The 12,178-nt window shown below is 60.1% G+C and carries 11 protein-coding genes; 8 read left to right on the top strand and 3 right to left on the bottom strand.

Annotation, left to right across the window (positions count from 1 at the left end; genetic code table 11):
• The first annotated feature begins 174 nt into the window (after window positions 1–174).
• Both RGV59_RS11695 and bfr read left to right on the top strand, forming a co-directional pair.
• On the top strand, window positions 175–393 hold the full coding sequence (locus RGV59_RS11695) for a bacterioferritin-associated ferredoxin (protein WP_026139755.1): 219 nt from the start codon (window positions 175–177) through the stop codon (window positions 391–393).
• 201 nt (window positions 394–594) lie between these two features.
• Window positions 595–1,065, top strand: coding sequence for a bacterioferritin (gene bfr, locus RGV59_RS11690; protein WP_017844621.1), 471 nt, complete (start codon window positions 595–597; stop codon window positions 1,063–1,065).
• Window positions 1,066–1,236: 171 nt separating this feature from the next.
• On the opposite strand, the gene grxD is transcribed toward bfr, so the two are convergent.
• Complete coding sequence (gene grxD / locus RGV59_RS11680; protein WP_017844620.1) at window positions 1,237–1,575, bottom strand: Grx4 family monothiol glutaredoxin; 339 nt, start codon at window positions 1,573–1,575, stop codon at window positions 1,237–1,239.
• Window positions 1,576–1,661: 86 nt separating this feature from the next.
• The gene (locus RGV59_RS11675) at window positions 1,662–3,770 is read right to left on the bottom strand and encodes a molybdopterin oxidoreductase family protein (RefSeq protein ID WP_126586125.1); all 2,109 of its coding nucleotides are present in this window, start codon (window positions 3,768–3,770) and stop codon (window positions 1,662–1,664) included.
• 432 nt (window positions 3,771–4,202) lie between these two features.
• Here RGV59_RS11675 and argF point away from each other — a divergent pair, with 432 nt between their 5' ends.
• Window positions 4,203–5,123 carry an ornithine carbamoyltransferase gene (argF, locus tag RGV59_RS11670; protein WP_026139754.1) on the top strand — a complete coding sequence of 307 codons (921 nt, stop codon included), beginning with the start codon at window positions 4,203–4,205 and terminating at the stop codon, window positions 5,121–5,123.
• Entirely contained in the window at window positions 5,120–6,229 is a 1,110-nt protein-coding gene (locus tag RGV59_RS11665) for an ABC transporter ATP-binding protein (protein WP_017844617.1), read from the top strand. Before argF ends, RGV59_RS11665 begins: the two co-directional genes overlap by 4 nt.
• A gap of 24 nt (window positions 6,230–6,253) precedes the next feature.
• On the opposite strand, the gene ybaK is transcribed toward RGV59_RS11665, so the two are convergent.
• Window positions 6,254–6,724 (bottom strand): Cys-tRNA(Pro) deacylase, encoded by a 471-nt coding sequence (gene ybaK, locus RGV59_RS11660; RefSeq protein ID WP_017844616.1) that lies wholly within the window; start codon window positions 6,722–6,724, stop codon window positions 6,254–6,256.
• 327 nt (window positions 6,725–7,051) lie between these two features.
• On the opposite strand from ybaK, the gene RGV59_RS11655 reads away from it, so the two are divergent.
• The 4 genes from RGV59_RS11655 (at window position 7,052) to glpD (ending at window position 12,156) form a co-directional block, all read left to right on the top strand.
• Window positions 7,052–7,906: an MIP/aquaporin family protein gene (locus RGV59_RS11655; protein WP_102617513.1), complete on the top strand. Its 855-nt coding sequence runs from the start codon at window positions 7,052–7,054 to the stop codon at window positions 7,904–7,906.
• Window positions 7,907–7,985: 79 nt separating this feature from the next.
• Entirely contained in the window at window positions 7,986–9,491 is a 1,506-nt protein-coding gene (gene glpK / locus RGV59_RS11650; protein WP_017844614.1) for a glycerol kinase GlpK, read from the top strand.
• Window positions 9,492–9,586: 95 nt separating this feature from the next.
• On the top strand, window positions 9,587–10,342 hold the full coding sequence (locus RGV59_RS11645) for a DeoR/GlpR family transcriptional regulator (RefSeq protein WP_017844613.1): 756 nt from the start codon (window positions 9,587–9,589) through the stop codon (window positions 10,340–10,342).
• 275 nt (window positions 10,343–10,617) lie between these two features.
• Window positions 10,618–12,156 carry a glycerol-3-phosphate dehydrogenase gene (gene glpD, locus RGV59_RS11640; RefSeq protein WP_126586127.1) on the top strand — a complete coding sequence of 513 codons (1,539 nt, stop codon included), beginning with the start codon at window positions 10,618–10,620 and terminating at the stop codon, window positions 12,154–12,156.
• The last annotated feature ends 22 nt before the right edge of the window (window positions 12,157–12,178 follow it).

The raw sequence follows: 12,178 nt of genomic DNA, 5'->3' as shown, positions 1-12,178 counted from the left end.
CAAGCCTGTGACGCAGTCACGCTTCGTGAAGACCGACCATCATACACTGAAAAAACCGTTCGTCAGCGCACAGGCAAAGTCGCGGCCCAGCACGGCAAAACTACTTTGACAATCATTCTCGTTAACATTAAGATCCATCGCACTTAAGCCTTAAACCCGCGATGGTTCTCCCTTATGTATGTCTGCCTCTGCACTGGCGTCACCGACGGACAAATCCGCGAAGCAATCTACGAAGGTTGCTGCAGCTACAAGGAAGTGCGTGAAACGACCGGCGTTGCCAGCCAATGTGGCAAATGTGCTTGCCTCGCCAAGCAAGTGGTACGGGAAACCCTGACGCAGCTGCAAACAGCTCAGGTCGCGCTGCCCTATTCAGCAGAATTTACACACGCCTGAATCAACGTATTTTAAAGAGCCGGACTTAGTGTCCGGCTTTTTTATGCCCGCAATTCAATTAGTTAGGGCCAAGACGCGGAACATAAACATTCTTATTCAGATTAATTTTCATTTATTATTCAATAACTTAGGTTTGACACTCAGGGGCTCGCCACGCAGACTCCTGCTTATATACCGCGAATAAAGGGCAGGACCCCAATCATGAAAGGCGACATCTCAGTCATCCAGCAACTCAACAAAATCCTTGGCAATGAACTGGTCGCGATCAATCAGTACTTTCTGCATGCGCGCATGTATGACGATTGGGGCCTGGAAAAGCTGGGCAAGCGTGAGTACAAGGAATCGATCAAAGCCATGAAGGACGCCGATGCCCTGATCAAGCGCATCCTGTTCCTGGAAGGCCTGCCGAACGTACAGGACCTGGGCAAGCTGAACATCGGCGAGCACACCCACGAAATGATCAGCAGCGACCTGGGCTTCGAACGCAAGAGCCACAGCGAGCTCAAGGCCGCCATCGCTCACTGCGAAGTGACCAAGGACTTCGGCAGCCGCGAACTGCTGGAAGATATCCTGGAAGACCAGGAAGAACATATCGACTGGCTGGAAACCCAACTGGGCCTGATCGACAAGGTCAGCCTGGAGAACTACCTGCAATCGCAGATGGGTGAATAACCCTTATTCACGGTAGGCGCGAGTTTGCTCGCGAAAAACTCAAGGGCCCCGCATTCCATCAGGGGGCCCGCGTTATCGTTGACGTTCTTCGCGAGCAAGCTCGCTCCTACAGATGAAGTACAAAAAAGCCCCGCTCTCGTATGAGAAGCGGGGCTTTTTGTTGCAGGCCAATCAAGCTTCAGTCTGGGCTGCCGCTTTTACCGCTGCGTCTTTGACCAACGTCTGCAACTCACCGTTCTCGAACATTTCACTGATGATGTCGCTGCCGCCGACCAGCTCACCGGCTACCCACAGTTGCGGGAAAGTCGGCCAGTTAGCGTACTTCGGCAGGTTCGCGCGAATTTCCGGGTTTTGAAGGATATCCACATAAGCGAATTTCTCGCCACATTTCATGATGGCTTGGGACGCTTTCGCGGAGAAGCCGCACTGCGGGGCATTGGGAGAGCCCTTCATGTAAAGCAGAATGGTGTTGTTGGCAATCTGCTCTTTGATCGTTTCGATGATATCCATGGAACACCTCGGCTGGAACTTTGCGACTCACAGGTCGGCACGGTGGCGCATTGTAACGCAAAATCCCAGCGTGGTGCTCGGAGACCTTATGCCGCAGCTACGTGGACCGGCACGCCGTTCAGCGCGGCATTGCCCGATAACTCATCCAACTGCCGCTCGTCGGTCAGGTCGTTCGCGCTGGCACCCGGCTGACGGCTGGCGATCGTCATCTGCACGCCCGGACGCCCGTGGCCCCAACCATGCGGCAGGCTGACCACGCCTGGCATCATGTCCAGGCTGGCCGCGACCTCGACCTCGATCATGCCGATGCGCGAACTGACCTTCACCCGCTGCCCGTCGCTCAATTGGCGGCGGGCCAGATCCTCCGGATGCATGAGCAGTTGGTGCCGGGGCTTGCCCTTCACCAGGCGGTGATAGTTATGCATCCAGGAATTGTTGCTGCGCACATGGCGGCGGCCGATCAACAGCAATTCGTCGGCCGGTGGCAGCGGTTGCGCCGTGAAGCGCGCGAGGTCCGCCAGAATCACGGCCGGCGCGGCCTGTACCCGGCCATTCGCAGTTTTCAGGCGCGCGGCGAGGTTGGGCGTCAGGGGGCCCAGGTCCACGCCGTGGGGGTGTTCGGCGAGCATTGCCACCGACAATTGGTGGCTGGAAGCATCGCCATACACGCCGGCGCGCAGGCCGAAGTCGATCATCTGCGCCGGTGGCAGGGTCGGCTTGAGCGCAACCCCGGTGTGCGCGGCAAACGCCTTGGCCAGGCCGACGAAGATCTCCCAGTCGTGCAGCGCGCCGTCAGGCTTGGGCAGGATCGCACGATTGAAACGGCTGACATTGCGCACCGCGAACATATTGAAGGTGGTGTCGTAGTGATCGTTTTCCAGCGCCGAGGTGGACGGCAGGATCAGGTCGGCATAACGCGTCGTCTCGTTGATGTAGAGATCGACGCTGACCATGAATTCCAGCCCATCCAGGGCCTGCTCCAACTGGCGACCATTCGGCGTCGATAGCACCGGATTGCCGGCCACGGTGACCAGGGCGCGGATCTGTCCTTCACCTTCGGTGAGCATTTCTTCCGCCAACGCCGACACCGGCAACTCGCCACCGTACTCCGGACGCCCCGACACACGGCTCTGCCAACGATTGAAATGCCCGCCGGAGGTGGAGGCCACCAGGTCCACCGCTGGCGTGGTACACAAGGCGCCGCCTGGACGATCCAGGTTACCGGTGACCAGATTGATCAATTGCACCAGCCAATGGCACAGCGTGCCGAATGCCTGGGTCGAAACGCCCATGCGCCCGTAACACACGGCCCTGTCCGCCGCGGCAAAATCCCGCGCCAACTGGCGGATCTGCTCGGCAGGCAGCGCGCACTGGCGGCTCATGGCCTCAGCGGTAAACCCGGCGATTGCGCGGCGCACGTCGTCCAGGCCGTCGACTGGCAAGTGACTGGCACGGGTCAGGTTTTCGGCAAACAACGTGTTGAGCAGTCCGAACAGCAACGCGGCGTCGCCACCGGGCCGTACAAACAGGTGCTGATCGGCAATCGCCGCCGTCTCGCTGCGCCGCGGGTCGACCACCACCACTTTGCCGCCCCGGGCCTGGATGGCCTTGAGGCGCTTCTCCACGTCGGGCACGGTCATGATGCTGCCGTTGGACGCCAGCGGGTTGCCGCCGAGGATCAGCATGAAGTCGGTGTGGTCGATATCCGGAATCGGCAACAACAGGCCATGGCCGTACATCAGGTGGCTGCTGAGGTGATGAGGCAACTGGTCGACCGACGTCGCGGAAAACCGGTTGCGTGTTTTGAGCAGGCCAAGGAAGTAATTGCTGTGGGTCATCAGCCCGTAGTTATGCACGCTGGGATTGCCCTGGTACACCGCCACTGAATTCTGTCCGTAGCGAGCCTGGATGCCCGCCAGTTTTTCGGCCACCAGCGCGAAGGCGTCTTCCCACGCAATCGGTTGCCATTCGCTACCCACCCGCAACATGGGTTGGTGCAGGCGGTCCGGGTCATTCTGGATATCCTGCAGCGCCACTGCCTTGGGGCAGATATGCCCGCGACTGAAGGTGTCCAGTGGGTCGCCCTTGATCGACGTGATCGCCAGGCTGCCGTCTTCGGCTTGGGTGGTTTCCAGGGTCAGGCCACAGATGGCTTCGCACAGATGGCAGGCACGGTGGTGGAGAGTCTTGGTCATGGCCAGTCTCTTTATCAAGGCTTTGGCCTGACTATGGGCCGCGACTGCGGCGGGCACCAGCAACGTTCGTCGCGTGAATCGAAGGGCATCAGGCCAGGCCATGGGCAAGCGTGAGAAAATGTTTCAAAACCTGCCGAAGTGCCCCTGAAACCGACGCAGCCTGGCCTGGCCCCGCCCTCGCGGATTGCAAAAGGTCGCAGGGCCAGTGTACAAATGACCTGCTGCTGTCAGGAAATCGTCTTCAAAAGCGCTCTCGCGCCTGTCTGAACACCCCTAAACACCGTAGCCCTATTGGTAAGACGCGACATTTAATTATAAGATCGCGCCTTCCCCTATTTCGTCGCCCCGTGCGGCTTTCGCCGCAGGTCTCGCCCGTTTTCACAATAAACAAGGCTTTGAGTATCTGCGGTCTGTTGCAAAAGGTAGTTAATGATGAGCGCAAGGCACTTTCTCTCCCTGATGGATTGCACGCCCGAAGAGCTGGTCAGCGTGATCCGTCGAGGCATTGAGCTTAAAGACCTGCGTAACCGCGGCGTACTGTTCGAGCCTTTGAAAAACCGCGTACTCGGGATGATTTTCGAGAAATCGTCGACCCGCACCCGCTTGTCCTTCGAGGCCGGCATGATCCAGTTGGGTGGCCAGGCCATCTTCCTGTCGCCGCGCGACACCCAACTGGGCCGTGGCGAGCCAATCAGCGATTGCGCGATTGTCATGTCGCGCATGCTCGATGCGGTGATGATCCGGACCTTTGCCCACAGCACCCTGACCGAATTTTCCGCGAACTCCCGGGTACCTGTAATCAACGGCCTGTCCGATGACCTGCACCCGTGCCAGTTGCTGGCCGACATGCAAACCTTCCTCGAGCACCGTGGCTCGATCCAGGGCAAGACCGTGGCCTGGATCGGCGACGGCAACAACATGTGCAACAGTTATATAGAAGCGGCGATCCAGTTCGACTTCCACCTGCGCATCGCCTGCCCGGAAGGCTTCGAACCGTCCGCCGAATTCCTGGCCAAAGCCGATGGTCGCGTGCAGATCCTGCGTGATCCAAAAGACGCGGTGGTCGGCGCGCACCTGGTAAGCACCGATGTCTGGACCTCCATGGGCCAGGAAGACGAAACCGCCAAGCGCCTGAAGCTGTTTGCACCGTTCCAGGTCACCCGCGCCCTGCTCGACCTGGCCGCGCCGGACGTGCTGTTCATGCACTGCCTGCCTGCCCACCGTGGCGAAGAAATCAGCCTCGATCTGCTCGACGACCCACGTTCGGTCGCCTGGGACCAGGCAGAAAACCGTCTGCATGCACAAAAGGCCCTGCTCGAATTTCTGGTCGAACCAGCGTACCACCACGCATGAGCAAGCCATTACTGCTGAACCTGCGCAATCTGGCATGCGGCTATCAAGATCAGCGGGTGGTACAGAACCTCAACCTGCACCTCAACGCCGGCGACATCGGTTGCCTGCTCGGCTCCTCGGGGTGCGGCAAGACCACCACCCTGCGTGCGATCGCAGGGTTCGAACCGGTACACGAAGGCGAAATCAGCCTGGCCGGCGAAGTCATCTCCAGTGCAGGGTTCACCCTGGCGCCGGAGAAACGTCGCATCGGCATGGTGTTCCAGGACTACGCGCTATTTCCCCACCTGAGCGTGGCCGACAACATCGCCTTTGGCATTCGCAAGCACCCGCAGAAAGACCGCGTGGTCGCCGAATTGCTGGAGCTGGTCAACCTGAAGAACCTGGGCAAGCGTTTTCCCCACGAGCTGTCCGGTGGTCAGCAACAACGCGTGGCCCTCGCCCGTGCCTTGGCGCCGGAGCCGCAATTGTTGCTGCTCGACGAACCCTTCTCCAACCTCGATGGCGAGCTGCGACGCAAGCTCAGCCATGAGGTGCGCGAGATTCTCAAGGCACGTGGCACCAGTGCGATCCTGGTGACCCATGACCAGGAAGAAGCATTTGCCGTGAGTGACCACGTCGGCGTGTTCAAGGAAGGTCGCCTGGAGCAGTGGGATACGCCCTACAACCTCTATCACGAACCGCTCACACCCTACGTCGCAAGCTTTGTCGGCCAGGGCTATTTCATCCGTGGCCAATTGTGTACGCCGGAATCGGTCAGCACCGAGCTCGGCGACCTGCGCGGCAACCGCGCGTATAGCTGGCCGTCAGGTGGCGCCGTGGATGTATTGCTGCGCCCGGACGACATCGTCTACGCACCGGACAGCGCGTTGAAAGCGCGGATCGTCGGCAAGACGTTCCTCGGCGCCTCGACCTTGTACCGCCTGCAACTGCCGACGGGTGCCCAGTTGGAGTCGATCTTCCCCAGCCACGCCGACCATCAGGTCGGTGCAGACGTGGGGATCCGCGTCGCCGTCGAACACCTGGTGCTGTTCCGGGCTTCCGGCAGCACGGCGGCGCAGATTCCGCACACCGATTCGGGTGTGCGGCGCTACAGCCCGGCCAACTGAAGAACCCCGCTCCAGCCTTCGAGCTCAGGCCCGGCCGATCGGCGCGAACGTGGCCTGGGTATGCTCGGCCAGAACCGCTGCGGACAACTCCACTTCCAGCCCCCGTCTCCCGGCGCTGACAAAAATCGTCGGGAACGGCTGCGCGGTAATATCAATAAAGGTGCGCAAACGCTTTTTCTGTCCCAGCGGGCTGATCCCACCCAGCAGATAGCCAGTGGAACGCTGCGCCGCCGCCGGGTCGGCCATCTCGACTTTTTTCACCCCGGCGGCGTGCGCCAGGGCTTTCAAGTCCAGACTTCCGACGACCGGCACCACCGCCACCAATAATTCACCCTTCTCGCTGCTCGCCAGCAAGGTCTTGAACACCTGCGCCGGGTCCAGACCCAACTTTTCCGCGGCCTCCAGGCCATACGATGCAGCTTTGGGATCGTGTTCATAACTGTGAATGCGATGTTCGGCGCGAACTTTTTTCAACAAATCCAATGCAGGGGTCATGGACGCTCCAGGCGTGGCAAACGGATGGCCAATTCTAGGCCAAGCCCACACAAAACGCTCTAGTACGCCCCTCACTCATGGCAATACTTACTGTGGCGAGCGTGATTATTCATCAAACCTATAGTTCGAAAATGACTGATAGTTCACTTTCGACCTTTGACAGCAGTCATTCTTGTCTATATTTTTTCGTTTCCGAATACTGTAGGAATACATCCGCAGCATTCCAGCAGTAAACCGTGCCCGGGATGGGGATCCTCGACACGGTGAAAATCGCGCAAGGCCCGTTGAGGCCAGACGCCAGACAAGAACAACAAATTGAGGTTTTCCATGACAACTGCACTTCAACAGCCTTCACTTTCGAGCCAATGCATGGCCGAATTCCTGGGGACTGCGCTTCTGATCTTCTTCGGTACCGGTTGTGTCGCTGCGCTCAAGGTCGCGGGTGCCAGCTTTGGCTTATGGGAAATCAGTATCATCTGGGGGATCGGCGTGAGCATGGCGATCTACCTGAGCGCGGGCATCTCCGGGGCACATCTGAACCCGGCGGTCAGCATCGCCCTGTGTCTCTTTGCCGATTTCGACAAGCGCAAACTGCCCTTCTATATCCTCGCCCAAGTCGCCGGCGCCTTCTGCTCCGCGGCCCTGGTGTACACGCTCTACAGCAACCTGTTTTTCGATTACGAACAAACCCACCATCTGGTGCGCGGCACCCAGGCCAGCCTGGAATTGGCCTCGGTATTCTCGACTTATCCCCATGCACTGCTGAGCACGGCCCAGGCCTTCCTGGTGGAAATGGTCATCACCGCGATCCTGATGGGCGTGATCATGGCCCTGACCGACGATAACAACGGCCTGCCACGCGGCCCGTTGGCCCCGCTGCTGATCGGCTTGCTGATCGCGGTGATTGGCAGCGCGATGGGCCCGCTGACCGGCTTTGCGATGAACCCGGCACGGGATTTCGGGCCCAAGCTGATGACCTTTTTCGCCGGTTGGGGTGAAATAGCCTTTACTGGCGGGCGTGATATTCCCTACTTCCTGGTGCCGATTTTCGCACCGATTGTCGGTGCATGCCTGGGGGCTGCAGCGTATCGCGGGCTGATTGCCCGTCACCTGCCAAGCGCCGCGCCCGCTGTCGCCGAAACCGAAGACAGCGCCGTCAACGGCAACACCCGTATTTCCTGATAGCCAGCCTGGTCCACCCTGCCCCTTCGTGGCCCAGGCGGTTTACCCACTTCCTTATTTCTCGTCCAAGGCAATCGACATGACCGACATTCAGAATAAGAACTACATCATTGCCCTCGATCAGGGCACCACCAGTTCCCGGGCGATCATCTTCGATCGTGACGCCAACGTGGTCTGCACCGCCCAGCGTGAATTCGCCCAGCATTACCCGCAAGCGGGCTGGGTCGAACATGACCCGATGGAAATCTTCGCGACCCAGAGCGCGGTAATGGTCGAAGCCCTGGCCCAGGCCGGCCTGCACCATGACCAGGTCGCCGCCATCGGCATCACCAACCAGCGCGAAACCACCGTGGTCTGGGACAAAGTCACCGGCCGCCCGATCTACAACGCTATCGTTTGGCAGTGCCGCCGCAGCACCGAGATCTGCCAGCAGCTCAAGCGTGATGGCCACGAGCAATACATCAGCGATACCACCGGCCTGGTCACCGACCCGTACTTCTCCGGCACCAAGCTCAAGTGGATTCTCGATAACGTCGAAGGCAGCCGCGAACGTGCGCGCAACGGCGAGCTGCTGTTCGGCACCATCGACAGCTGGCTGATCTGGAAATTCACCGGCGGCAAGACCCACGTCACCGACTACACCAACGCCTCGCGCACCATGCTCTTCAACATCCACACCCTGGAGTGGGACGCGAAGATGCTGGACATCCTCGATGTGCCGCGGGAAATGCTGCCGGAAGTGAAATCGTCGTCGGAAATCTACGGCCGCACCAAGAGTGGCATTGCCATCGGCGGCATCGCCGGTGACCAGCAGGCCGCGCTGTTCGGCCAGATGTGCGTGGAACCGGGCCAAGCCAAGAACACCTATGGCACCGGTTGCTTCCTGCTGATGAACACCGGCGACAAAGCGGTGAAATCCAAGCACGGCATGCTCACCACCATCGCCTGCGGCCCGCGTGGCGAAGTGGCCTACGCCCTGGAAGGCGCCGTGTTCAACGGTGGCTCCACCGTACAGTGGCTGCGCGACGAGCTGAAAATCATCAACGACGCCCACGACACCGAATACTTCGCCGGCAAGGTCAAGGACAGCAACGGCGTGTACCTGGTGCCCGCGTTCACCGGCCTGGGCGCGCCGTATTGGGACCCGTATGCCCGTGGCGCGTTGTTCGGCCTGACCCGTGGCGTGCGCGTGGATCACATTATTCGTGCAGCTCTGGAGTCGATTGCCTACCAGACGCGCGACGTATTGGACGCGATGCAGCAGGACTCCGGCGAACGCCTTAAATCCCTGCGCGTGGACGGCGGCGCGGTGGCCAACAACTTCCTGATGCAGTTCCAGGCCGATATCCTCGGCACCCAGGTCGAACGCCCGCAAATGCGCGAAACCACAGCACTCGGCGCCGCCTACCTGGCGGGCCTGGCCTGCGGCTTCTGGGGCAGCCTGGAGGAATTGCGCGGCAAAGCGGTGATCGAGCGCGAATTCGAACCCCAGCTCGAAGAAGCGGCCAAGGAGAAACTCTACGCCGGCTGGCAAAAAGCGGTGAGCCGCACCCGTGATTGGGAACCGCACGAAGGCGCTGAATAAGCCCTTCACCGGAACCACTTAGGGTTGTAACTGGCAGGGAGCAGATTCCTGCGTCATCATGGGCCACTTTTGTATGGCAGCCCAAAGGACGCCCAATGAATCTGCCTCCCCGCCAGCAACAAATCCTCGAACTGGTCCGCGAACGCGGCTACGTCAGTATCGAGGAAATGGCGCAGTTGTTCGTTGTCACCCCGCAAACCATCCGCCGCGATATCAACCAGCTCGCGGACGCCAACCTGTTGCGCCGCTACCACGGCGGCGCAGCCTATGATTCCAGCGTCGAAAACACCGCATACGCCATGCGGGCCGACCAGATGCGCGACGAGAAACAGCGCATCGGCGAAGCGATCGCCGCACAAATCCCCGACCATGCCTCGCTGTTCATCAACATCGGCACCACCACCGAATCCATCGCCCGTGCGTTGCTCAACCACAATCACCTGAAAATCATCACCAACAACCTCAACGTCGCCACCATGCTCAGCGCCAAGGACGACTTCGACGTACTGCTGACTGGCGGGAGTGTGCGACGTGACGGCGGCGTGGTGGGCCAGGCCAGCGTCGACTTTATCAACCAGTTCAAGGTCGATTTCGCCCTGGTCGGCATCAGCGGTATCGATGAAGACGGCAGCCTGCTCGACTTCGACTACCAGGAAGTGCGGGTTTCCCAGGCGATCATCGCCAATGCACGCAAGGTGATCCTGGCGGCTGACTCGAGCAAATTCGGGCGCAATGCCATGATTCGCTTGGGCCCGATCAGCCTGGTGGACTGCCTGGTGACTGACCAGCAGCCGGTGCCAGCGCTGGTGCAGTTGTTGAACCAGCATAAGGTTCGGCTGGAAGTCGTCTAGCGTCTGCACTGATGCTATCGGGGGCAAGCCCCCTCCCACACTTTGATGTGTGAACCCATTCAAATGTGGGAGGGGGCTTGCCCCCGATAGCGATTGATCCAGCCCCATTTCCTTGAGCCTTCCCCAGGCACATGTTCACAAATTTTCCTTTTCTCGCCCTTCGATGAGTTTTTTCAATCGAAGTCGGGTGGCTGTGGGCGCGTTTATCAGCTACCATTTTCGGAAATGAACATTAATGTTCGATTTCCAATACGAAAAGATCGCGAGGCCAGCCGATGAACCCTTCCACCTTGCCTGCTCCACCGCTTGCCGAAGTCTATGACGTTGCCGTAATCGGTGGCGGGATCAATGGCGTCGGCATTGCAGCAGACGCAGCCGGGCGCGGGTTGTCGGTATTCCTTTGCGAAAAGGACGACCTGGCCAGCCACACGTCCTCCGCCAGCAGCAAGCTGATCCACGGCGGCCTGCGTTACCTCGAACATTACGAATTCCGCCTGGTGCGCGAAGCCCTGGCCGAACGCGAAGTCCTGCTGGCCAAAGCCCCGCACATCGTCAAGCAGATGCGCTTTGTGTTGCCGCACCGCCCGCACCTGCGTCCGGCGTGGATGATCCGCGCCGGCCTGTTCCTGTATGACCACTTGGGCAAGCGCGAAAAGCTCGCCGGTTCGAAAAGTCTCAAGTTCGGCCCCGACAGCCCGCTGAAAAGCGAAATCACCAAAGGCTTCGAATATTCCGACTGCTGGGTCGATGACGCCCGCCTGGTGGTGCTCAACGCCATGGCCGCGCGTGAAAAAGGCGCACACATCCACACCCAAACCCGTTGCGTCAGCGCGTACCGCAGCAAGGGCCTGTGGGAAATGAACATGGAACGCACCGACGGCAGCCTGTTCTCGATCCGCGCCAAGGCGCTGGTGAATGCCGCCGGGCCGTGGGTCGCCAAATTCATCAAGGAAGACTTGAAGCTGGATTCGCCCTACGGCATCCGTCTGATCCAGGGCAGCCACCTGATCGTGCCGAAACTGTACGAAGGCGCCCACGCGCACATCCTGCAGAACGAAGACCAGCGCATCGTGTTCACGATTCCATACCTGGACCACCTGACTATCATCGGCACCACCGACCGCGAATACACCGGCGATCCGGCGAAAGTGGCGATCACCGAAGGTGAAACCGACTACATGCTCAAGGTGGTCAACGCTCACGTCAAGAAGCAACTGAGCCGCGACGACATCGTCCACACCTACTCCGGCGTGCGCCCGCTGTGCAACGATGAGTCGGACAACCCGTCGGCCATCACCCGCGACTACACCCTGTCGCTCTCCGGCGGCGCTGGCGAGGCGCCGATCCTGTCGGTGTTCGGCGGCAAACTGACCACCTACCGCAAACTCGCCGAGTCGGCGATGGCTCACCTGGCGCCCTATTTCACACAGATGCGCCCAAGCTGGACCGCCACCGCCAGCCTGCCGGGCGGCGAAGACATGAGCACGCCGGAAGCCCTCGCTGCGGCCATCCGTACCCAGTTCGACTGGGTGCCAAGCGAGATCGCACGGCGCTGGTCCACCACCTACGGCAGCCGCACCTGGCGCCTGCTCGAAGGCGTGCAATCGCTGGCCGACCTCGGCGACCACCTCGGTGGCGGCCTGTATACCCGCGAAGTCGACTACCTGTGCGCCGAAGAATGGGCGACCCAACCCGAGGACGTGCTGTGGCGCCGTACCAAGCTTGGCCTGTTCACCACCCCGGAAGAACAGGCCAATGTGCGGCGTTATCTGTCCAAGGTTGAGCATAACCGCAGCAAGATCCAGGCGGCCTGACAGACTGCTCGTACAAAAGCCC

Source organism: Pseudomonas sp. FG1, from assembly GCF_034313875.1.
Taxonomy (GTDB): Bacteria; Pseudomonadota; Gammaproteobacteria; order Pseudomonadales; family Pseudomonadaceae; genus Aquipseudomonas; species Aquipseudomonas veronii.
The sequence above is the reverse complement of the archived record's forward strand: the minus strand, read 5'-3'. Positions and strand labels throughout refer to the sequence as shown.